This is a genomic window from Aridibaculum aurantiacum (assembly GCF_017355875.1).
GTDB classification, from domain to species: Bacteria; Bacteroidota; Bacteroidia; order Chitinophagales; family Chitinophagaceae; genus Segetibacter; species Segetibacter aurantiacus.
The window spans coordinates 2,009,780-2,031,925 of the sequence record NZ_JAFEWC010000001.1; the positions used below are offsets into that span (position 1 = coordinate 2,009,780).

18 protein-coding genes are annotated in these 22,146 nt (G+C 42.2%); 8 read left to right on the forward strand and 10 right to left on the reverse strand.

The genetic code is table 11. From position 1 onward, the window contains the following. The first annotated feature begins 21 nt into the window (after positions 1-21). The 5 genes from J4N22_RS08360 to J4N22_RS08380 all read left to right on the forward strand — a co-directional run bounded on the left by J4N22_RS08360 (position 22) and on the right by J4N22_RS08380 (position 7,529). Entirely contained in the window at positions 22-1,260 is a 1,239-nt protein-coding gene (locus tag J4N22_RS08360) for a DUF2254 domain-containing protein (protein ID WP_207493472.1), read from the forward strand. A 121-nt stretch (positions 1,261-1,381) separates the two neighbouring features. Next, positions 1,382-1,684 carry an RNA recognition motif domain-containing protein gene (locus J4N22_RS08365; RefSeq protein WP_207493473.1) on the forward strand — a complete coding sequence of 101 codons (303 nt, stop codon included), beginning with the start codon at positions 1,382-1,384 and terminating at the stop codon, positions 1,682-1,684. A gap of 245 nt (positions 1,685-1,929) precedes the next feature. Beyond that, the gene (locus J4N22_RS08370; RefSeq protein WP_207493474.1) at positions 1,930-3,414 is read left to right on the forward strand and encodes an Lcl domain-containing protein; all 1,485 of its coding nucleotides are present in this window, start codon (positions 1,930-1,932) and stop codon (positions 3,412-3,414) included. A 62-nt stretch (positions 3,415-3,476) separates the two neighbouring features. Continuing rightward, positions 3,477-5,792: a PAS domain-containing sensor histidine kinase gene (locus J4N22_RS08375; RefSeq protein ID WP_207493475.1), complete on the forward strand. Its 2,316-nt coding sequence runs from the start codon at positions 3,477-3,479 to the stop codon at positions 5,790-5,792. 270 nt (positions 5,793-6,062) lie between these two features. Next, the gene (locus J4N22_RS08380; RefSeq protein ID WP_207493476.1) at positions 6,063-7,529 is read left to right on the forward strand and encodes a pectate lyase; all 1,467 of its coding nucleotides are present in this window, start codon (positions 6,063-6,065) and stop codon (positions 7,527-7,529) included. A gap of 141 nt (positions 7,530-7,670) precedes the next feature. On the opposite strand, the gene J4N22_RS08385 is transcribed toward J4N22_RS08380, so the two are convergent. The 3 genes from J4N22_RS08385 to J4N22_RS08395 form a co-directional block, all read right to left on the reverse strand. Further along, positions 7,671-8,441 carry a succinate dehydrogenase/fumarate reductase iron-sulfur subunit gene (locus tag J4N22_RS08385; RefSeq protein ID WP_242692097.1) on the reverse strand — a complete coding sequence of 257 codons (771 nt, stop codon included), beginning with the start codon at positions 8,439-8,441 and terminating at the stop codon, positions 7,671-7,673. Between the two features lie 87 nt (positions 8,442-8,528). Continuing rightward, complete coding sequence (locus J4N22_RS08390; protein WP_207493477.1) at positions 8,529-10,499, reverse strand: fumarate reductase/succinate dehydrogenase flavoprotein subunit; 1,971 nt, start codon at positions 10,497-10,499, stop codon at positions 8,529-8,531. 171 nt (positions 10,500-10,670) lie between these two features. Next, positions 10,671-11,381: a succinate dehydrogenase cytochrome b subunit gene (locus J4N22_RS08395; protein WP_207493478.1), complete on the reverse strand. Its 711-nt coding sequence runs from the start codon at positions 11,379-11,381 to the stop codon at positions 10,671-10,673. A 361-nt stretch (positions 11,382-11,742) separates the two neighbouring features. Here J4N22_RS08395 and J4N22_RS08400 point away from each other — a divergent pair, with 361 nt between their 5' ends. Beyond that, positions 11,743-12,627 (forward strand): SMP-30/gluconolactonase/LRE family protein, encoded by an 885-nt coding sequence (locus J4N22_RS08400; RefSeq protein ID WP_207493479.1) that lies wholly within the window; start codon positions 11,743-11,745, stop codon positions 12,625-12,627. 16 nt (positions 12,628-12,643) lie between these two features. On the opposite strand, the gene J4N22_RS08405 is transcribed toward J4N22_RS08400, so the two are convergent. After that, the gene (locus J4N22_RS08405) at positions 12,644-12,865 is read right to left on the reverse strand and encodes a hypothetical protein (protein WP_207493480.1); all 222 of its coding nucleotides are present in this window, start codon (positions 12,863-12,865) and stop codon (positions 12,644-12,646) included. Positions 12,866-13,177: 312 nt separating this feature from the next. Between J4N22_RS08405 and lepA the strand changes: the two genes are divergently transcribed. Both lepA and J4N22_RS08415 read left to right on the forward strand, forming a co-directional pair. Beyond that, positions 13,178-14,962 (forward strand): translation elongation factor 4, encoded by a 1,785-nt coding sequence (gene lepA, locus J4N22_RS08410; RefSeq protein ID WP_207493481.1) that lies wholly within the window; start codon positions 13,178-13,180, stop codon positions 14,960-14,962. A gap of 232 nt (positions 14,963-15,194) precedes the next feature. Beyond that, positions 15,195-16,808, forward strand: coding sequence for an ArnT family glycosyltransferase (locus tag J4N22_RS08415; protein ID WP_207493482.1), 1,614 nt, complete (start codon positions 15,195-15,197; stop codon positions 16,806-16,808). 14 nt (positions 16,809-16,822) lie between these two features. On the opposite strand, the gene J4N22_RS08420 is transcribed toward J4N22_RS08415, so the two are convergent. The 6 genes from J4N22_RS08420 to J4N22_RS08445 form a co-directional block, all read right to left on the reverse strand. Then, complete coding sequence (locus J4N22_RS08420) at positions 16,823-17,863, reverse strand: hypothetical protein (protein ID WP_207493483.1); 1,041 nt, start codon at positions 17,861-17,863, stop codon at positions 16,823-16,825. A gap of 74 nt (positions 17,864-17,937) precedes the next feature. Further along, the gene (locus J4N22_RS08425; protein ID WP_207493484.1) at positions 17,938-18,510 is read right to left on the reverse strand and encodes a D-glycero-alpha-D-manno-heptose-1,7-bisphosphate 7-phosphatase; all 573 of its coding nucleotides are present in this window, start codon (positions 18,508-18,510) and stop codon (positions 17,938-17,940) included. Next, positions 18,507-19,205 (reverse strand): nucleotidyltransferase family protein, encoded by a 699-nt coding sequence (locus tag J4N22_RS08430; protein ID WP_207493485.1) that lies wholly within the window; start codon positions 19,203-19,205, stop codon positions 18,507-18,509. The genes J4N22_RS08425 and J4N22_RS08430 overlap by 4 nt, the downstream gene beginning before the upstream one ends. A 28-nt stretch (positions 19,206-19,233) precedes the next feature. Next, complete coding sequence (locus tag J4N22_RS08435) at positions 19,234-19,806, reverse strand: D-sedoheptulose-7-phosphate isomerase (RefSeq protein WP_207493486.1); 573 nt, start codon at positions 19,804-19,806, stop codon at positions 19,234-19,236. Between the two features lie 165 nt (positions 19,807-19,971). Further along, complete coding sequence (locus J4N22_RS08440; protein WP_207493487.1) at positions 19,972-20,994, reverse strand: GHMP family kinase ATP-binding protein; 1,023 nt, start codon at positions 20,992-20,994, stop codon at positions 19,972-19,974. A 9-nt stretch (positions 20,995-21,003) separates the two neighbouring features. Next, complete coding sequence (locus J4N22_RS08445; protein ID WP_207493488.1) at positions 21,004-22,128, reverse strand: glycosyltransferase; 1,125 nt, start codon at positions 22,126-22,128, stop codon at positions 21,004-21,006. Positions 22,129-22,146: the final 18 nt, after the last annotated feature.

The following is a 22,146-nucleotide window of genomic DNA, read 5'->3' on the forward strand; positions in this document are numbered from 1 at the left end:
TAAACCGCCATAAGCTTCCTTATGAGCAAAGCATTTATCAAATGGATAAAATTGAGGTTTGAAAGAGTGGTCACCAGCATCGCTTTTTATCCTGTTATTATTGCTACTTGTTATTTGCTCCTATCTGTATTGATGGTAGCTTTTGATTTTTCTGAAACAGGAAAAGATCTGAAATCAGATCTTGATTGGGTAAGACTAAAAGATGCAAGCACTGCCAGGAGTATAATATCAGCAATAGCAGCGGGTATCATTTCCTTAACTGTATTTAGTTTTTCCATGGTGATGATCGTGCTGAACCAGGCTGCTTCTCAAATGAGTAATCGTGTGCTGGATAACCTGATCGGCAATCGTTTTCAGCAGGTGATTTTGGGAATTTATATCGGAACCATTGTTTATTCTCTTTTCTTATTAAGCACCATCCGCGATATAGATTCAGGTATTTACATCCCTGCCATAAGTATTTACCTGTTGATCGTTCTCACTATTGTAGACATCTTCCTATTTATATATTTCCTCCATTACATTACCCAATCCGTGAAATATGAAACCATCATTCATCGTATTTATGAGAAGACACTTGCATCCATGAAGTCATCGTGCAGGTTGGATGAAGAGCCTGTTAAACAGGTGGAAGGTTTGGAAAAAGTAAATGGTCAAGTACTTTATACACCTGACACAGGTATATACCAGGGTATAGATAAAGATGGATTGCTAAACGTGTGCAACAGTGAGGACTTGTTGATAAAACTGCTGCATGCGCCCGGAACATTTTTAACTGAAGGCACCGCCTATGCCGTTACTTCAAAGAAAATTGATGACAACCTCGAAAGCAGGATAAGGTTGATGGTAAACATTCACCGAGGTGATGCTATTGACTCATCTTACTACAATGGCATCAGGCAATTGGTAGAGGTTGCCATAAAAGCATTGAGCCCGGGCATCAATGATCCGGGAACAGCAATTAGCAGTTTGCGTGCATTGGCGTCAATACTCATTTACCGGCTGAAGCATTTTCCTGATACAGTTATCAAAGATGATGAAGGAAAACTAAGGATCATTACAACGGAAAGAAGTGCGGAGGAAATTGTAGAATACAGTTTGTTGCCAATCTGGGATTATGGAAAAGAAGACCGACTGCTGCGAAATGAACTAAGAATGCTGGTAGAACAACTTTCTAAATTCACTGCTTCACCTATATTGAAAAAGCTTGCTCACGAAGTTCACATGGCCAATACCCGTGATGCAATTGTTCCGGCTTAAATAAGATTGAGATCTTAAAAGGAAACATGATGGCTTGTTCACATATAAGTTTTTCCTTCCTTCCATTTTTTTAAGCCATACTTAAGGTTCAAGTCATACCTTAGCATCAAAATGTACTTTCATGAAACTTTTTGTTGCCGGACTTCCCAATGATTTTGATGAAACAGACTTGAAAGAAATGTTTGAATTATATGGAGAAGTTACATCTGTAAAGCTGGTTGTAGATCGTGCAACTGGAAAAAGTAAAGGTTTTGGATTTGTTTCTATGGCTGATGATGCTGAAGCAAAGGAGACTATACAGGCATTGAATGGTGCTGGGTTGAAAGGAGGGAAGAAAATGTCGGTTCAGCAAGCTGAGGAGCAGCCGAGGCACCAAAGTGGTGGCGGCGGCGGATATAACAGGCGCCCGAACAATCGGTATTGATTTTACCCTATAGACTTTTAAAAGAGTGGAGCCAACAACTCCACTTTTTTGTTGCCCATACTTTACGATAAACTTGTTGGTATCAATGATGTCCTGTTATTCCTTTACACCTGTGTTATGTGTTGCTGCGTTATCCATTCAGCTTACTATTTTCCCTGTTCAGGAAGGTTGATGTAATAATGCTTCTTCTATTTTGCTAATTATGCAATTGACCATTAACTTTCTTACCAACTAAACACTTTGCTATGAGAGGATTGATTGCATTTGCCTTCCTGATCTTCTTGCTACACTTTATTTCCAGTTGCAAGCATGAAGTAACGCCTGCCGCAAAAGATGGGTTACCGGCAGTAACAACCAATACTCCTACAACAGTAACTTCTAGTTCAGCTTCATTAAGCGGAGACGTTACAAATCAAGGAGGTTCGCCTGTAACAGAAAGAGGATTTTGTTGGTCTACCACCACTTCTCCAACTATACAAAATTACACTATAACTAGTGGCCAGGGTACAGGTAGCTTTACCAGCAGCATCACCAATTTGGCTGCTTCTACAAAATATTATGTAAGAGCATTTGCTAAGAACAGTGCAAGCATAGCATATGGAAACGAAGTAAGCTTTACCACCACATCTGCTTCTTCCACAGGTGTACCTACAGTTAGTACCAATGATGTTGTTTATGTAGCAGGCAGTAATACAGCTCAATCAGGAGGATCTATTTCAGCAGATGGTGGTAGCGCCATAACGGAGAAAGGTATCTGCTGGGGCACGTCATCTAATCCTTCAGTACAGGATAACAGAACTATAGATGGAACAGGTACAGCCAATTTCAATAGCCAGTTGACCGGGCTGATAGCCGGCACTACCTATTATGTAAGAGCATATGCACGCAATAGTTCCGGCGTTGGCTACGGGTCGAACAAGAATTTTACTACCAGTAATAATACTCCGCCTTCCGCTCCGGTTGTTACTACCACCGCAGCTTCTTATAATGCTGCCACAGCAACCATTTCTACAGGTGGTAATGTGTCATCTGATGGTGGTGCGGCGGTAACTGCCCGGGGCGTAGTGTGGGCTACATCACCTAATCCGGTTTTAGGTACAAACGCTACATCTAACGGTTCCGGAACAGGCAGCTTTGCCAGCAGTATTACATCAGTAGCGGCTAATAGTACATACTACATCCGCGCCTATGCCACCAACAGCGTTGGAACCACGTATGGAAATAGCGTCACCATCAACACAAATGCATCCTCAACATTTACCATCGGCCAAAGCTATGGAGGAGGGATCATCTTTTTTGTTGATGCCACTGGTCAGCATGGTTTGATAGCAGCAACACAGGATGTAGGCGGCACTTCAGGTACTAAATGGGATTATAATTCGAACACGCAGTTAATCGGGGCTAACAGTACCACAGATGGTAAAACCAATACTACCAAGATTATAACAGCTTTGGGTACCAGCCAATCGTATGCGGCACAGCTGTGCACAAACTATTCCAGCCAGGGTTTTTCAGATTGGTTTTTGCCTTCCCGCAACCAGCTAAGCCAGCTATACCAGCAAAGGGCAGTAGTAGGTGGTTTCAATACCAGTTCAGGTTCTTACTGGAGCTCAACTGAAGTGGATAAGAACAAAGCATGGATAGTAGAATTCTCAGGAAGCAATGGCGGCCGCCAGGAAGAAGATAACAAGGACGATGCCCACCTGGTGCGTCCTATCCGCGCATTTTGATGTCTAAGTTGGCTTCAACCAATACCTGTATTCATGTGTAGCAATAACTAAATGCGAGTATATTGCCTTCAAAAGGAGTATTTGTGATTGAAGAGCCAATTCTACACGAAATATTAGATGAGTTGCCTGACTCCGTTTTATGGGTGGTGCCAGTCGTAAACGAGCATGAGGAGGTAATCGACTTCAAGGTTCAGTATTCCAATTCAAAAGCAAATGAACTTACTGATCATCCAAAAGGTAAGCTGGCAGGTCTGAAAATATTGGAAGACAAAATTCCTAGTGCGACCGAATGCCACAAGAACTTTATTAACTTCTTAAAGATACTGGAAAGTAATTCTCCGCAGGAGTTCAGCTTCAAGGTTCCTCACAGAAATGAAGCTGTTGAAACGGTTCGTCGCAAATTCAAGCATGGCGTCTTGAGTATTACCCGCGACAGGGCTGGTCAGCGTGTTGCAGAACAAAAGGAACAACAAAAGACAAAGCTTCTTCACACTGTCATAGATCATTCGCCAGTGGGCATCATGGTATATGATGCGGTTCGCAATGAGCAAAACGATATCACAGATTTTAAGCTTGTATTGTACAACGAGATAGTGCTGCAACTTACCGGCTTCAGCAGAGATGAACGGAGAAACATTAGCCTGAAAGATTTGCTGTGGCGGCTGGAAGTAGAACCTATGTTCCAGCAATATGTAGATACAGTAGAAACAGGTAAACCATTTTCGTTTGAGTTTCACTTCAAACAACTGCAGCGCTGGCTGTCGTGCATGGTGGTAAAACTTGACGATGCATTTCTCCTTGTTCTGACTGATATAACCGAACGACAACTTTCTTCAGTAACAGTTGAACAGCAAAAGAACTTGCTGAATGATATCCTGAAAAATTCTTTCAATGGGATTTCGGTCACAAAGATCCTTCGCAACAGCGAAGGCGCGGTGATAGATGGAAGAACCATTTTGGCTAATGATGCTGCGGTTAATTTTACTGGAATACCCAAAGATGTTTACCTATCTAGATCTGCAGTGGAATTAGAACCGGATTTCCTTAAAACGGATTATGCTGCGCTTTGTATTGAAACTTTGCGTACAGGTAAACCAAATTCAACTCAATTCAATATTGGCCCTACAAATCGCTGGCTTGAATTAACCATTTCGCGGCTTGACGAAGACCACCTAATAACTATCTTCAGCGATATAACTTCTTCGAAACAAGCACAACTTGATATAGAGCGTTCTGCCCGTCAATTGCAAACGATCATCGATCGTACACAAACCGGAATTTTCACCATTGTACCCGTATTTGATGAAGATAAGAAGGTGATTGATTTTCGGTTTGTGCTGGTAAACCAGGCGCTTTCAATGTACCTTGAAAAAACACCAGAAACGCTAATTGGAGGTACCGGTGACGAATGGTTTCCTGCTTATAAAAAGAATGGTCTGTTTGAACTATTTCTTGATACGTATACCACAGGCAATACCAACAGGTTCGACCTGCATTACAATGCTGATGGTATAGATGCATGGATCAATATGATGTGCACTTCCTTCGAGGAAGGGGTGCTGGTTACATTTTCTGATTATACGCCTGTAAAAAAACTGCAGCTGGAGCAGGAGGTATTGGTGGATAAGCTGCGGCAATCGAATAAAAATCTTGAGGAGTTCGCTTATGTAGCCTCACACGATCTGCAGGAGCCTGTACGGAAAGTAAAAACTTTTTCTGAGCTACTGAAGCGGGCACTGGAAAGCAGGCTGACTGAAAATGAATTGCAGATCTTTAATAAAATGTACTCTGCGTCTGAAAGAATGCAGATGCTAATAAACGATCTGCTGGAGTATGCGCAGGCAAGCACACCTGAACCAGTATACTCTGTAATTGATTTAGGCGAAAAGATTGGTCGTGTTTTAGAAGATATGGAAGTAGACATCAAAGAAGCTTCTGCGGATGTGCAGGTTGGTGAATTGCCGGTTATTCATGGTTCAGACCGCCAAATACACCAGCTGTTCCAAAACCTGGTAAGCAACGCCATTAAGTATAGAAAACAAGGTGAAGCACCTGTGGTTAAAATTTCTTCATCTGTTATATCAGCTGATGAGCTGAAAGCTATGTTGTCGCAGGAAGTGCCACCTGTCGATTACCACAAGATCGTTGTTGCCGACAATGGGATTGGCTTTGAGCAGGAATATGCAGAAAAGATCTTCCAGGTTTTTCAACGGCTTCATGGAAAGAAGGAGTATAAAGGAACAGGCGTTGGATTATCGATAGTGAAGAAAGTGGTTCAAAACCATAAAGGATATGTATATGCAGAAAGTACATTGGGTGAAGGTTCCGCTTTCTATGTCTTTCTACCAGTTGACACCACGGCGCATAGCAATGCCTGATCACTCCCCGGGCTTGGCTTCGTTCTTATCATCTTTTATTATTAAACCATACATTTTAACCATTGGCATCGTTTGCGTAATTAAACAATTGTTAATCAGCCAAAGACGCAGTTACAATTCGTAAACTTGTTATGCTTAATGATGATTGTTTGCTTTGCCAGGTACACCTTTTCCTGCGCATAACTAGTTGAGATGCAACACCCGCATCTATGCTTTGCAAATCCTCCTAAGCACATCCGCTGATTTTTTTAATGAATGCTAATACGAACTATGACAAGAGGAAACATTTTATTGATCGCCTTGCTGGCGCTGTTCACTACAGCATGTAGTAAAAAAGATATCACTAGCGGCACAGGTGGTGGCGGCGGTAACACAGGTACTACTTTCAACCCGGTTAATGAAACGGCTTATGCTTTTCCTGGTGCCGAAGGTTTTGGAAGAAACACCACCGGCGGAAGAGGTGGCAGTGTTATAGAAGTTACCAGCCTTGCTGATAATGGGCCCGGCACTTTACGTGCGGCAATTACTGCATCAGGACCAAGGATCGTTGTGTTCAAAGTAGCAGGTCGTATCAAACTAGAATCTCCTCTTACTATTCGTAATGGCGATCTTACCATTGCTGGTCAGACTGCTCCTGGAGAAGGAATTACCATTACCAACTATACCGTTAACATCAGCGCCGATAATATCATCATCCGTTACTTGCGGTTCAGGTTGGGTGATGAAAATAGGGTAGAGGATGATGCGCTTACCGGTAGAAACAGGCAAAATATCATCGTTGACCATTGTTCGCTTAGTTGGGGAGTAGATGAGATAGGAAGCTTTTATGATATTAAGAACCTAACCATTCAGTGGTCAATCTTCAGCGAAAGTTTGTACCGCTCTGTTCATAGCAAAGGCGACCATGGATATGGTGGAATTTGGGGTGGACAAGGAGCTACTTTCCATCACAATCTACTGGCGCATCATAGTAATCGTAATCCTCGCATCAATGGCAGCAGGTACTCTAACCAACCAGCACTGGAGATAGTTGATTTTAGAAACAATGTGATCTTTAACTGGGGCTTCAATTCCATATATGGTGGTGAAGGTGGAAATACCAACATTGTAAACAACTACTACCGTCCAGGTCCGGCTACTTCTTCAGGAGCTGTTCAATATCGTATACTGCAGTACACAGGTTATTATGTAGATAGAAATGTTCGTCCGGATACTTTATACGGTGGTAAATTCTATGTAGATGGAAACCATGTACACGGAAATGCGAATGTGTCAGCTGATAACTGGACGCTGGGTGTACAAAGAGATAATACTGCAACTGCTGCACAGGTAGCGGCTGCAAGAATGAATTCACCATTTACTTTTGCGCCCGTTAGTACACAACCTGCTGTAGAAGCTTATGATTCTGTACTGGCAAAAGTGGGAGCTAACAAACCAGTTCGTGATGCTATTGATGCTCGCATTATAAATGAAGTAAGAACAGGAACCGTAACATATGGTGGTGCTTATGATAGCCGTGTGGGTGGAAGAAAATCTGGTATCATTGACTCACAAGTAACCGTTGGAGGTTTTCTTAACCATGCTTCAGCTACACCACCTGTAGATACTGATAAAGATGGTATGCCGGATGCATGGGAAATAAGCAAAGGCCTCAATCCTAACGATGCATCTGATGCAAGACGGTATAACCTGAGCACTGGTTATACAAACGTGGAAGTGTATATCAATAGCTTATAATAGCACATATATATAAAGAACGTAAGCCTGGCAATTGCCAGGCTTTTTTTGTACTTAAAAAGCTCTTTCCTTCTGCTAAAAATCCAGGACATAAAAAAGCCATCCGGTGAGGGATGGCATTTGATATAAAGAAGTTCAAGATTAATTGTCTTTGTCGTAGCTAAGTCCAGCAGAAAGATATTCCGCATTCATCCTTGCAATGTTAGTTAACCTGATCTCTTTTGGACAAGCTGCTTCGCAAGCACCAATGTTGGTACAAGCTCCAAAGCCTTCTTTGTCCATTTGAGCAACCATGTTTAGTACACGTGTTTTCTTCTCTGGTGCGCCTTGTGGCAACAGGGCCAGGTGAGAAACTTTAGCCGAAACGAATAGCATAGCCGAAGCATTTTTACATGCCGCTACACAAGCACCACAGCTAATGCAAGCTGCAGCAGCAAACGATTTATCAGCATTCTCTTTTTCAACCGGGATAGCATTACCATCCACAGCATTACCAGTGTTGACACTGATATATCCACCAGCCTGTACAATGCGATCAAAAGCTGAGCGGTCTACCACCAGGTCTTTTACAACCGGGAATGCATTTGCTCTCCATGGTTCTACCACGATGGTCTCACCATTTTTAAAAGCACGCATGTGTAGCTGGCAAACAGTAGTAGCCTGCCAAGGACCATGCGGTTTACCATTAATATACATTGAGCACGAGCCACAAATCCCTTCGCGGCAATCGTGGTCAAAAGCAATAGGTTCTTTGCCTTCAACGATCAGCTGTTCGTTCAAAACATCAATCATCTCAAGAAAAGACATTTCAGTAGATATGTCTTTCACCTGGTAAGTTTCAAAAGCTCCTTTTGAATTGATATTCTTTTGACGCCAGATTTTGAGCGTCAGGTTCATATTGTAATGTTCCATGCTAATTCGGCAATTTGATAAGTGACAACTGGAGATTTGATCTTAATGGTAAACCAGTGCAGTTTGTCTATACCCGATTTTAAAATTTTATTTATAAGAACGTTGAGAAGGCTTCACAACATCATACACCAGATCCTCTTTGTGAAGTTTCCAGGTATCTCCTGCATGTTCCCATGCTGCTACATACATATAGTTAGCATCGTCACGCAGTGCTTCACCTTCTTCAGTTTGGAATTCCTCGCGGAAGTGACCACCACAGCTTTCATTCCTGTTCAAAGCATCCATACACATCAGTTCGCCTAGTTCTATGAAATCGGCTACACGGTTTGCTTTATCCAACTCAGGATTGAACTCGTTGATCTCGCCAGGGATTTTTACATCTCTCCAGAACTCTTCACGTAGTTGCTGTATTTCTTTTATAGCTTGTAAAAGTCCTTCTGCATTACGCGCCATACCACATTTATCCCACATTATCTTTCCAAGGCGCTTGTGGAAGCTTTCAACAGTCTGCGTTCCTTTAATGCTCATAAGCCTTTTGATGCGGTCATCTACATCTTTCTCAGCCGCTACAAAAGCAGGATGATCAACAGGTACAGCAGCATTGCGTATTTCATCAGCCAGGTAATTACCTATGGTATACGGAATGACAAAATACCCATCGGCTAAACCTTGCATAAGTGCTGATGCACCCAAACGGTTAGCACCATGATCGCTGAAGTTAGCTTCACCCAATGCGTACAAACCCGGTACAGTGGTCATCAGTTCATAATCCACCCACAATCCACCCATGGTATAGTGAACAGCAGGATAAATACGCATCGGCATTTCATATGGGTTCTCACCTGTTATCTTTTCATACATGTCAAACAGGTTACCATATTTCTCTTTCACAACCTCTTTACCCATGGCGATGATGGCATTGAGATCCGCATTTGCCATATTCTTTTTACCTGCTTCTATTCGGCCATACCGCTCGATAGCCGCAGCATAATCAAGATAAACCGCCTGGCGCGATGTACCAACACCGAAACCTGCGTCACATCTTTCTTTAGCTGCCCTTGAAGCTACGTCACGTGGTACCAGGTTACCAAAAGCAGGATACCTTCTTTCCAGGTAATAATCTCTTTCGTCTTCTGGTATTTCGCTGGCCTTACGTGTATCATTTTGTTTTTTAGGAACCCAGATACGACCATCATTACGCAAGCTCTCACTCATTAGCGTAAGCTTACTCTGGTGCTCACCACTTACGGGTATACAAGTAGGGTGTATCTGCGTCATACAAGGATTACCAAAGAAGGCTCCTTTTTTATGCGCTTTCCAGGCAGCTGTTACATTGCTACCCATTGCATTTGTAGAAAGGTAAAATACGTTTCCATAACCACCACTGCAGATAAGTACAGCGTGGCCACTATGTCTTTCAAGTTTACCTGTAATTAGGTTACGTGCTATTATACCACGTGCTTTACCATCTACCAATACTACCTCCAGCATTTCGTGGCGGTTGTACATCTTCACATTTCCCAGTGCTACCTGCCTTTCCAACGATTGGTAAGCACCTATCAACAACTGCTGACCAGTTTGGCCTGCAGCATAAAAAGTACGTTGTACTTGCGTACCACCAAACGAACGGTTGCTTAGCAATCCGCCATATTCACGTGCAAAAGGAACACCTTGTGCCACGCATTGGTCAATGATGTTTCCGCTTACTTCAGCAAGGCGGTGAACATTGGCCTCTCTTGCACGGTAGTCACCACCTTTAATGGTGTCATAAAACAAACGGAATACACTGTCACCGTCGTTCTGGTAATTTTTTGCAGCATTGATACCACCTTGTGCAGCAATACTGTGCGCCCTGCGCGGGCTATCGTGAAAAGAGAATGCTTTTACTTTATAACCTAACTCACCCAATGATGCAGCTGCAGAAGCACCCGCAAGCCCTGTTCCGATTACTATTATTTCCAGCTTACGTTTGTTGGCAGGGTTAACCAACTTGCAATGACCTTTGTAATCCGTCCATTTACTTTCTAAAGGTCCTGCAGGAATTTTTGCATCTAACATTTCTTTCAATTTGAGAATTTGAAAATTCGAAAATGTGCTAATAGATTTTGGTAGCCATCATTTTCTCTTCCATCAACATCGTTGTGTCACTCACTTGTACATTTTGATCTTTATTCAGCAAGCATCTCCTCATATTCAAAATCACAAATTGCTGAATGTTCAGACAAGTACTTATTTTACCCAACCCAGGTACATGCTTATAGGCATCATGGCAAAGGCTGCACATACAACTATTGAGAAGCCACGACCTAACATACGAAGCATAATCAAGTACCGATTGTTATGAATACCTATTGTTCTGAAAGCACTTTCAAAACCATGCATTAAATGATAGGCAAGAGAAATACAACCAAGAACATAAAGTATTACTACGACTGGACTTTGAAATACCTCGACCATTTTAGCATACAGGTTATGGTATTCTGAACCTAGAGCTGATTCGTAATGTATAACCTGCAGCTCTTCTACACCACCTATACCACCTAGGCGAGAAGGTACCCAGAAGTGCCAGATGTGCATTATCAAAAACAACAGGATCAGCGTACCTAGTAATCCCATGCTACGGCTGTACCATTTGCTACCGCGGTTACCATAGTCTACAGCATAACCAACTTTTCTCCTGCTATTGTTTTCTACAGTAAGCAGGTAACCCTGGATGATATGAAGGATGATACCGGCAAACAAACCGATCTCCATCAATCTTATCACTAACATAGATCCCATGAAGTTAGCACCGGCATTAAACATGCGTCCGCCATCATTTGCCCAAATAGTGGCATTCAAGCCAACGTGTACAATCAGGAATAGAATAAGAGAAATACCTGTGAGAGCCATTACAAACTTCTTCCCGATAGAAGAAGTGAACATTTGCTTGAATGTCATAAAGCAACTTTAGTTTTAAAATCGGTGCAAAGTTAGCACACGAACGTAAGCAAAAACTTTTTGTGTTAAATAATTTTAAGCATCATGTTGTACCAGATAATAACAATATTTACTATGAAGGGTTCACATAAAATAAATATTCCTTCTGTTCAGTAAAAAAGCATTTTAAGAAGCAGGTAAAAAGATTTATCTGATAACAGCTTTCATCAAACAAGCTATTATTTATTGATGAATTAGTCATAATTAATACTCGTACTTTCTAATAATGCACAACCGTTGCTAAGGAAGAATCTTGTTCTTTTACCACATTGTGCTGTAGAAGATGGTATGCTATTTATGCACCTCTGTCTAAATTTTATAGATGAACTACCAGGTTGAAGTAGAATATAATGCGGGCGCTGTCCTGGGTGAGGGTGCTTTATGGCATCTTTCAGAAAAAAAGGTGTATTGGGTAGATATAGAAAAATGCCTGTTACACATATATGATCCCGCGACCAAGGAAAACAAAAGTTTTTCTACAAATTCTAAGATAGGTACGGTGGTACCTGTAACTGGTGGCGGTGCACTTGTAGCATTACAAAAAGGTCTTCATTTCATGGATACTACAACTGGTGAATTGAAGTTCTTTAATGATCCGATACAGGATGGCAATATCAGGTTCAACGATGGTAAGTGTGACCCGGCGGGTAGGTTTTGGGTTGGAACCATGCATCTTGAAACCAAACCCGGTGTTGCGAAACTGTATATGCTTGATCATGATCTTTCTGTTCATTCTAAACTTGAAGGATTATCTATTTCTAATGGAATTACCTGGTCAAGTGATGGGAGGAAAATGTTTTTCATTGATACACCTACCAAAGAGGTGGTGATGTTTGATTACGACATCACCTCCGGTAACATCAGCAACAAAAAAGTAGTAGTAACCATTCCAGGTGATTCAGGTTTGCCTGATGGAATGACCATAGATGCCGAAGATAAATTGTGGGTTGCCTTGTATGGAGGTGGAGCTATATGCAGGTTTGATCCCATCTCTGGTGAGATGCTGCAAAAAGTGGAAGTGCCGGCGCCTAAAACTACTTCTTGTGCATTTGGCGGACCGGATCTTAAAACGCTCTTCATTACGACTGCAACAGACGGTATGGATAAAGAAGACCTGGAGAAGTACCCGCTAAGTGGAAGCCTTTTTTCTGTTGAGACAGAAGTAGCCGGGGTAGCTGCAAGTTTTTTTGAACTAAGGCAGGACTAGGAAAGAAGCTGGCATTCTAATCAACCATTTCCCATCTTCCATCTTTGTCTTTGCTGTATTTCATCCCGTTGCTCATCTGGTAAACTTCTTTACCTGTTTTTTCATCCACATATTGTTTCTGCTCATAAACCCTGATCCCGTTGTTTTCGCGGGTCAGGTATACCATCAATGCATTAACGGTTGGTTGCACATCGTGCAGCCATTGCTCATCACTTTCTCTTACAAATGCCTGGCTCATGTTCTTTTTTACTGATTATTATAAAATCTATACCTACTGATAATGAATGGTAAGTAATTTATGATGCAATTTCTTTAGATGCTGTACCTCCACCACCAGTTCTTTTCAAAAGGTAGCTGTTACACCATCTTTTGTTGAGGTTTTTATATGCCTCAAGACTATTTGTGGCCCATCAAAATCATAATGGAGGTAGAGCCAAAAGGAGTGCTCAATTATGGGCAACTTCATTGTTCGTTAATTCTTTTCCACCTTTCTACAATACCTGCTACGTATCAAGGTAATGTGATGCCACATCGTTATTTTTGCCGCCGTATGAAGAATATCAGGAATTTCTGCATTATTGCCCACATCGACCACGGTAAAAGCACATTGGCCGACAGGCTTCTAGAGTTTACAAAAACCATCAGCGACCGCGACATGCAGGCGCAGGTGCTCGACGATATGGACCTTGAACGTGAAAAAGGAATCACGATCAAGAGCCATGCTATCCAGATCAGCTATCCCCGCCACGGACAGACTTACATTCTTAACCTGATCGATACTCCCGGCCACGTGGATTTTAGCTACGAGGTAAGCCGTGCACTGGCAGCCTGCGAAGGCGCTTTGCTATTGGTGGATGCATCGCAGGGTATCCAGGCTCAAACTATTTCCAATTTATACCTAGCCATTGAAAACGATCTTGAGATCATCCCGGTGATCAATAAGATTGATATGGAAGGTGCTAACATAGAAGTAACCCAAGACCAGATAATCGATCTTATTGGTTGTAAGAAAGAAGATATTTTACTTGCCAGCGGTAAAAGTGGAATTGGTATCCAGGAAATATTAGATGCAATCATAGAACGTATACCAGCTCCAAAAGGTGATACTGAAGCACCATTGCAGGCACTAATATTCGATAGCGTATTCAATAGCTTCCGCGGTATCATCATCTACTACAGGATCATGAATGGTGTGCTGAAGAAAGGAGATAAGATCCGTTTTGCCAGCACTGGCCAGGATTATTTTGCCGATGAGGTGGGCGTACTGAAACTGACCATGACACCTAAAGACGAGGTTCGTGCAGGTGATGTGGGTTATGTGATCACCGGTATTAAAGTAGCCAAAGAGGTGAAGGTGGGTGATACAGTAACGCTTGCTAACAACCCTGCTGAAATGATCAAGGGTTTTGAGGAAGTGAAGCCAATGGTATTCGCCGGTATCTTCCCTGTAGAAACAGATGCATTTGAAGAATTGCGCGACTGTATGGACAAGCTACAGTTGAACGATGCTTCCCTCACTTTTGAATTAGAAACTTCACAGGCACTTGGTTTTGGTTTCCGATGCGGTTTCCTTGGAATGCTGCACATGGAGATCATACAGGAGCGATTGGAGCGTGAGTTTAATCAAACGGTTATTACCACAGTACCAAACGTTAGCTTCATTGCGCATACATCTAAGGGTGAAAAAATAGTGGTAAACAACCCGACAGAAATGCCGGATCCTACCAAGCTCGATATGATCGAGGAGCCGTTCATTCGTGCGCATATCGTAACGATGAGCGACTATATTGGTAACATTATGACGCTTTGTTTGGGTAAGCGTGGAATATTGATAAATCAAAGTTACCTGACGCCAACGCGTGTAGAACTAATCTTCGAAATGCCACTGACAGAGATCGTATTCGACTTCTACGATAAGCTGAAGAGCCAGACACGTGGATATGCTTCTTTCGATTACCACCCGATTGGCTATCGCGAAAGCGACATCGTGAAAATGGATATTCTTCTGAACGGTGATAAAGTGGATGCTCTGAGTGCACTGATCCACCGCAGCCGCTCACACGACTTTGGCCGCAAGCTTTGCGAAAAGCTGAAGGACCTGGTGCCGAAACAACAGTTCCAGATAGCTATTCAAGCTGCTATTGGTGCTAAGATTGTTGCCCGTGAAAACATCAGCGCTATGCGTAAGGATGTGACCGCGAAGTGTTATGGTGGTGACATCAGCCGTAAGCGTAAACTATTGGAAAAGCAGAAAGAAGGTAAGAAGCGCATGAAGCAAATCGGAAACGTAGAGGTACCACAGGAGGCATTTCTGGCGGTGTTGAAACTGGATTAAGAAAGCTGAACCACCAAGACACGAAGTACACAAAGAAGCACGAAGTCTTAGAGAAGTTTATCTGCTAGTGGTTCAGAATTTGGAGTTACGAGCATCTTTTCGCTATTCTACATCGTTGTGTCACTCACTTCAGCTGTAGTTTCTATATTCGACTACTTTTTGAACCACTAAGACACGTGTTAGCCTTAGTGTCACTTAGCGGCCTTTGTGCCTTCGTGGTTCAAATTCTACTATGGTTAATTATAACTTCAGCATAAAATACTTCAAAGGTCAACGGTTGTTACTGTTGGCCTTTTTGCTGTTACATACGCTTGCTTCATTTTACTATATCTCCAAGCAGAACATAACCTTTGATGAGCCTAGCTATATAGAGTATTCAAAGCGGTGGCTGCATGGAAAACCGGAAAGGATACATAACCTAGATGATAGTAAATCGCCGGTAACTGCCATCAGCTGGCTACCGCGCATTGTTAAGCAGTTCATCAATCCAAACTACCAGCTAAACGATTATGGCAGAAGCGACCAGGAATCTGGCCGGTATATGATGATCTTGTTTTCGTTTTTAGCAGCCTTGTATGTGTACCTGTGGTGCAGGGAATTGTATGGCGTAAAAGGATGGGTGCTGCCACTTCTCATGCTGCTTTTCGATCCACTGTACTTAGCATATAGTACGCTCATCACTACCGACCTTGCCTGCGGTGCTTTCCTTGTAGCGCTGCTGTATCACGTGCGGCAGTACCTGTTGACAAAATCAAAACTTCATTTTTTATCAAGTGCACTTTTTACAGGCATTGCATTGGTGACAAAACAAAACATGTTGTTCCTGGTAGGGCTGCTGCCGTTACTGTTGTTCTTTTTTTATGTAAAAACTGACGTAAAGCTGAGCCTCAAGAATGGCATTTTGCAATCAGTTTTATTTACTGTCATTGTCTTGTTTGTTATCAATATTGCCTTCTATTTTACTGGAACATTTAAATCTTTTGGCTCCTACCATTTTGTGAGCAATAGCTTCCAAAGCATACAACAGCAGCTAGCCATTCTGCATTGGTTACCGGTACCTGTACCGGGAAGTTATGTACAGTCCATAGATATGCTGCAGCGGCAGGCGGAGTTAGGCGGAGGATTGGAAGCCAGCAGTTATAAGGGTGTTTACCTGTTAGGCGAGTATAAGAGCAATGGCGGCTTCTGGTATTACTACCTGGTCCTGTTATTTTTTAAAATGCCTATTGGCACAATGGTAATCATTCTAATTAGCAGCGTTTTGTTGGTGAAGTATTTCAACTGGCAAAGCTTCCGAAAGCAATACCAGTTTCTCATCGTACCAATCCTATACTACCTGATTATTCTTAGTTTCTTCAATAAGTTCCAGATAGGCATCAGGCACTTGTTGTTGGTATACCCGCTGCTGTTTGTAGGAATAGGGTATGTGTTTTACAGGTTTACTTTTTTACTAAAACCCGTAAGGATACTGGTTGTAGTTTCAGTGCTGTTTACGTTTGTTTCTGTTGCTTCTTATTATCCTGATCTTATTCCGTACACCAATGAGTTTGTTGCTGATAAAAAAAAGGTGTACAAAAAGATATATGACTCCAGCATCGATTATGGGCAAGCAGACTCTGCCTTAACGGCCTTACAAAAAGCTGATCCATCTTTACTACCTGCTTCTCCTGTGCCCGCAGTAGGAAAATATGCGCTGTTAATGGGAGAGGTGTTAGACCATGATCTTCGTGATAAGCCTGTTTATCCATGGTACCAAAAGCTTGAGCCTGATAGCCTGGTGCGGCATGTAATTCTTATTTACAATATAAAAGAAGAAGACCTGCGCAAGGCAGGTCTTCTGAAATAGTTATTCAAGGATTATTAATATTCTTCAATATCCTGGCTTCTCCTGTTTACTTCCTTTTTAGGAGGTGCTTTCTTTGCCGGCTGTTGTACAGGTTTTGTTTTTCCTTTTTGCTGGTTCGTTTCCGATTGTTGCATCAGCCATTGTTCGTTGCTGTTACCCTTATCATCTTTTAAGGGTGCAGGCATCGGTGCTTCACCATCTTTCAGTTTAAAATCGAACACCTTATCTACATATTCCCACTTTCCGTTGTTCCACTTGAAACCCTGGTAATCACCATCAGGTATGAAAGTGTATTTCTTGTCGTTTTCGTTGGTCTCACTAATAAGGTGATCGAAAATTATCAGGTCCATTTCGCTGTCGTAGTTCATACGTGCACGACCATCTTTTTTATATTCCAGCACGAAACGTTCTTTAGCCAAAGCTTCTTTTTCATACTGTGCAGGAACATTGAAATATGGTCCTCCAAATACAGGCTCTCCCTTATCATTGAAGGTTAAAACTTCCACCCACTTTTTGGTGCTGCGTAAGTTGTTATCATCAAAGCCAAGAAGGGTGTAGTAATTCTTGTTGTTGTGTGTCTTCATCACAATGCCATAATAGATAGCACCAATCCAGTTTCTCGCACTACGAACAGAATCCTCAGGTTTGTTGGTGAACTCGCTCATGTCAAGCAATGGAAACAACTTTAGCGAACCATCAGCTGTACGCATTTGAATAGCACCACGCTGGCGGAAGTAGTTGTCGTCTTTATTGAATTGCCACGAGAAAATACGGAAGCTGCTATCAGCAGGGTAAAGTTTAGAAACAGTGATCAGCGAGTCAAAAGGGTAGTGGAATGAATGCGGAACACGCAGCGACCTTACCAACGACCTGATGAATATACTGTCAGCATTGAAACGACGTGATGCATCGGCATCCCAGATCATATTGCGGGAGTGTAGCTTCATGCTGTCTTCCATTTTCTTCAGCTCCTTGAAGCTTGCCTGTGGCAGCTGTGCAGATGAAGAAAAAGAGATAGTGAAAGCCGTAATAGCCAACAATATAAATATGCGCATGTTCTTTCTTTAAGTGTACGAATGTAAATCGGGCAATTCAGAATAATAAGTGAAGAAACAGCAGCAGTGGGTTTTTATGATTCTGTTAATGCCGCCTGAATGGCCTTTGCTGCTTCATATAGGTTTGGATACCGCAGATCAATGGAAGGATGCGGTGATGGAACCTCCGGATTCGTAGTGTCTACATAAATCGTATACATGCCGGCGTTCCGTCCAAACTGCATATCGCTGAGCTTGTTTCCAATCATGATGCTTTTTGAGAAATCAATATGAGGGAAATCTTTTTTGGCAAGATGTGCCATGCCAGGATTCGGCTTGCGCTCAAAACATTCATTATCCAAAGCTGAACAGAAATAGATTTTGTCTATTCTTCCGGATGCGTTGGTAATGGTGCTTGCCATTTCTGAATGGATGGTATGAAGGTCATCTTCTGTCATCAGCCCTTTGCCTATACCTCGCTGGTTGGTTACCATTATGATGGTAGGGAAAGTAGAAGATAAAATTTGCATGGCTTCAGTAACTCCATCATAAAACCTGAACTCGCTCCAGTTGAGTATGTAATCTTCCTTTTTTTCGTGGTTGATAACTCCATCACGGTCAATGAACAATGTCCAATCTTTCTCTATACTTTTTAATATGTCTGTCATTGCTGTAGTTCGTGTTGTGCTCGTTCGTAATCTTCCGGTATACCTATGTCTATGAAATATTCATGTTGAACAATGCCGTACATCCGGCGCTGGTGGTATAGTGCTTCCAGGTAATCTTTTTCAAAAGAGAACTTCTTTGGAAGATCTTCTTGTAAAAATTTCTTTTTGTGCAGTGCATACATACCAGCGTTGATGTTGCCTTGCTCGTAGTACTGTTTCTCCTTAAAATTGATGATCCTGTTATCCTTGTCCGTTTCTACTACTCCATACCTGTCGAAGTTGTTCATTGGTTTTAGCGCCAGGCTACACTCTGATCCACTCAATTTGTGGTAACCCAGCAGGTAATGTACATCTCCTTTAAAAAGTGTGTCTCCATTGGTAACAAGTGCATGTTTGCCTTTTACCATTTTCATGGCTTGTAAAATGGCACCACCTGTTCCTAATGGCTCTTCTTCCAGTGAAACTTTATACATCAGCCGTGGATAGGCCTTCTGTATATATGCTTCTATGGCTTCGTGTTTATAACCTAAGGCAAAAATGTAATGTTCTATCTCCTGCGATAGCAAGTAGTCCAATACATATTTCAGAAATGGTTCACCATTAACAGGCGCCATACATTTAGGAAGATCAGGTACGGCAGATCTTAATCTGGTTCCTAACCCACCTGCTAATATGATTGCTTCTGTTTCAGCCATTTATTGGTTATGTAGTTTGAGCCAGTACTTAATTAAAAAGATTTTCCTCAACCAGTTGGCAGATGATGTGCCCAAGCAAAATATGGCATTCCTGTATACGTGGTGTATCATTGGAAGGAACGTTCAATAGAACATGACTATAAGCTTTCATTATTCCGCCGGTACTACCGGTAAAGCCAATCGTAGTCATTCCTTTTGCCCTGGCTGCTTCAAATGCTTTTACTATGTTGGCCGAATTACCTGAAGTGCTAAAGCCTAATAGCACATCACCCGGATTCCCGGTTCCTTCTATCAAACGTGCATAAATAACATCGTAGCTGTAGTCGTTGGCTACTGCTGTTAAATATGATGTATTGCAATGCAAAGCTTCTGCCGGTAAGGCTGGCCTGTCTTTATAAAATCTACCTGAAAATTCTGCTGCTAAATGTTGAGCGTCGGCAGCGCTGCCACCATTACCGCAAAACAAAACCTTATTTCCATTTCTGAAAGCTGTAGTGATAGCATCTACAGATGTTTGAACAGCAGCCTGCAGTTCCTCATTTTCCAGTACCTGTTGTTTTACTGCTATAGATGCTGCTATTAATTCTTTTATGTTATTCATAAGTGATAAATCAAAAGTCAAAAGTCAAAAGTCAAAAGTCAAAAATTGGAAGGGTAAAGGAAGGTGTAAATGGGAAATTAAAAAAGATGTTTGTTCTCGATTCTCTAGCTTAACCATCAACTTCAAACCTTAAACTTCAAACCTTAAACCTTGCACCTCCACCTCCTACGCTGTCCACGTGTTCAATCCAGACTGCGTGAACTGGTAATTTTTTATTTCTCCTCCGAATTCCTTTAGTGCCCTGGCCACATTATACCTGCAGTTATCTGGACAATAAAATGTCATAAAACCGCCACCTCCTGCACCACTAATTTTGCCACCAGTAGCGCCTGCGCCTTTGGCAGCATTGTATAATTCTTCAATACTGCTATTGCTGATGTTGTTGGCCATCTGGCGCTTTTGCGCAAAACCAAAATCCAGTATCTCGCCAATCTCATGAAGTCTGCCTTTCAATAGCGCTTCTTTCATCATGCGGGCCTGCTCCTTCAATTGGTGCATGGCTTCAATACTCTTTTCGTTCTTCTGGTTCACGTTCTTTACCTGTTCCTGTATAATGGTTGCACTTTCGCGGCTGGTAGAAGTAAAATATAGAATAAGATTATTCTCCAGTTCATTCAGGTATTGCTGCTTTATGCGAAGCGGGTTTACAATCACTTTATCGCCTTCATAAAATTCCATAAAGTTTACCCCACCAAAAGTAGCTGCATATTGATCTTGCTTTCCGCCCGCCAGTTGCAGGTCATTCCTTTCAATTTCATAGGCATAATGTGCAATGTCATATTCACCAAGTGGCAGGCGCAACATTTCGGCAAAAGCACCTATGATGGCCACTACCAAAGTAGATGAAGTTCCCAAACCACTACCTGCAGGTGCATCTACAAAAGTAGAAAGCCTGAAGCCAGAAAGCGGCAGCCCATAATCTTTTTGAATGCGGTTGTACACGCCTTTCGCAAGATCAAGTTTACCATTTATCGGCAGTTCATTATTCCATTCAAACCGCTGCTCTTCCTGCCGGTCTGCAGCCTGGATGATGATAGCATTTTCATCAATGGGTTCTATGCTTGCATGTGCATACAAAGAGATTGTTGCATTCAGGATTGCCCCGCCATACATGTCACTATAAGGGCTTACGTCCGTACCACCACCTGCCAATCCAATACGTAATGGCGCCCTGCTTCTGTAGATCATGTGAAAAGATTATTTGCCTGCTAAACTGAAGATAGCCGAGGTAATATTGTTCCAGCTGTACTTCTTTTTTTCTGCGCGAAGATGGGGTAAAAAATGACTTTCACCTAATTCGTACAGCTTGAGAATATGAGTGGCAATAGAGGCAGGATCGGGTGAACAAACCACTCCAACTTTTCCATCAGGAACCATATCGGGAAGAGCGCCTACATTGGTTACCAACATAGGTTTTTCAAAGTGATAGGCGAGTGGTGTAACACCACTTTGCGTGGCATTCCTGTAAGGCTGAATAACAAAATCAGCAGCGCTTAAATAATACCGCACTTCACTGTCTGCTATGAAATCTGTTCTTAAGATCAGGTTGGCTGCTATACCTAATTGTGCTATTTGTTCATCATACTGTTTCCTGTCTTCATAAAATTCACCGGCTACCAGCAGTTTTATTCCAGATGACCTTATTCCTGCATCGGCCATAGCTTGTAGCAGCAGGTCAAGCCCTTTGTACTGACGGATGAAACCAAAGAATAAAATGATCTTATCATCTTCAGGCAGGCTTAACTTCTTGCGTGCTTCTATCTTATCAACACCTTCACCAAAATTATCGTACAAGGGATGCACAACATGTTTTGCCGGCTTCAATGAAAACGCTTTAAGATCAGCCAGTACTTTTTCACTCATGGTGATGAATGCATCAACCGACTTTACAAAGTATTTGGTGAATGCAACATCACCCGGCCGCTTCTCGTGTGGCTTTATATTATCAGCTATGCAAACCACCTTTGTGTGTTTGTTGCTTTTTGCTATTCGTAATATAGTTCCTAAACAAGGACCCATAAACGGAAGCCAATACCTCACAACAATCACATCTGGTCGTTCACGCTTTAGCTGGTTTCCTACCTTGATCCAGTTAAGCGGGTTTACAGAGTTGATCCTGACTTTGATGTTGATATCAGTAGGAGCAGGTTCTGATGAATACTGCGTAGTACCGGGAAAGAGAAACCCGGGATATTGTAACGAGAATGTATAGATAGATGCATCATGGCCTTCGGCTAAGAATTGCCTTGCAAGTCTTTCATTGTACGAAGCAAGACCACCGCGAAGCGGGTGTGCAGGACCTATGATAACAACTTTAGCCAATGATCTTTTTTTGAAGAG

Excerpts from the sequence above, each read along its gene's own strand:
- J4N22_RS08360 (WP_207493472.1), top strand. The coding sequence starts at position 22 with ATGAGCAAAGCATTTATCAAATGGATAAAATTGAGGTTTGAAAGAGTG.
- J4N22_RS08365 (WP_207493473.1), top strand. The coding sequence starts at position 1,382 with ATGAAACTTTTTGTTGCCGGACTTCCCAATGATTTTGATGAAACAGAC.
- J4N22_RS08370 (WP_207493474.1), top strand. The coding sequence starts at position 1,930 with ATGAGAGGATTGATTGCATTTGCCTTCCTGATCTTCTTGCTACACTTT.
- J4N22_RS08380 (WP_207493476.1), top strand. The coding sequence starts at position 6,063 with ATGACAAGAGGAAACATTTTATTGATCGCCTTGCTGGCGCTGTTCACT.
- J4N22_RS08385 (WP_242692097.1), bottom strand. The coding sequence starts at position 8,441 with ATGGAACATTACAATATGAACCTGACGCTCAAAATCTGGCGTCAAAAG.
- J4N22_RS08390 (WP_207493477.1), bottom strand. The coding sequence starts at position 10,499 with ATGTTAGATGCAAAAATTCCTGCAGGACCTTTAGAAAGTAAATGGACG.
- J4N22_RS08395 (WP_207493478.1), bottom strand. The coding sequence starts at position 11,381 with ATGACATTCAAGCAAATGTTCACTTCTTCTATCGGGAAGAAGTTTGTA.
- J4N22_RS08400 (WP_207493479.1), top strand. The coding sequence starts at position 11,743 with ATGAACTACCAGGTTGAAGTAGAATATAATGCGGGCGCTGTCCTGGGT.
- J4N22_RS08405 (WP_207493480.1), bottom strand. The coding sequence starts at position 12,865 with ATGAGCCAGGCATTTGTAAGAGAAAGTGATGAGCAATGGCTGCACGAT.
- lepA (WP_207493481.1), top strand. The coding sequence starts at position 13,178 with ATGAAGAATATCAGGAATTTCTGCATTATTGCCCACATCGACCACGGT.
- J4N22_RS08415 (WP_207493482.1), top strand. The coding sequence starts at position 15,195 with ATGGTTAATTATAACTTCAGCATAAAATACTTCAAAGGTCAACGGTTG.
- J4N22_RS08420 (WP_207493483.1), bottom strand. The coding sequence starts at position 17,863 with ATGCGCATATTTATATTGTTGGCTATTACGGCTTTCACTATCTCTTTT.
- J4N22_RS08425 (WP_207493484.1), bottom strand. The coding sequence starts at position 18,510 with ATGACAGACATATTAAAAAGTATAGAGAAAGATTGGACATTGTTCATT.
- J4N22_RS08430 (WP_207493485.1), bottom strand. The coding sequence starts at position 19,205 with ATGGCTGAAACAGAAGCAATCATATTAGCAGGTGGGTTAGGAACCAGA.
- J4N22_RS08435 (WP_207493486.1), bottom strand. The coding sequence starts at position 19,806 with ATGAATAACATAAAAGAATTAATAGCAGCATCTATAGCAGTAAAACAA.
- J4N22_RS08440 (WP_207493487.1), bottom strand. The coding sequence starts at position 20,994 with ATGATCTACAGAAGCAGGGCGCCATTACGTATTGGATTGGCAGGTGGT.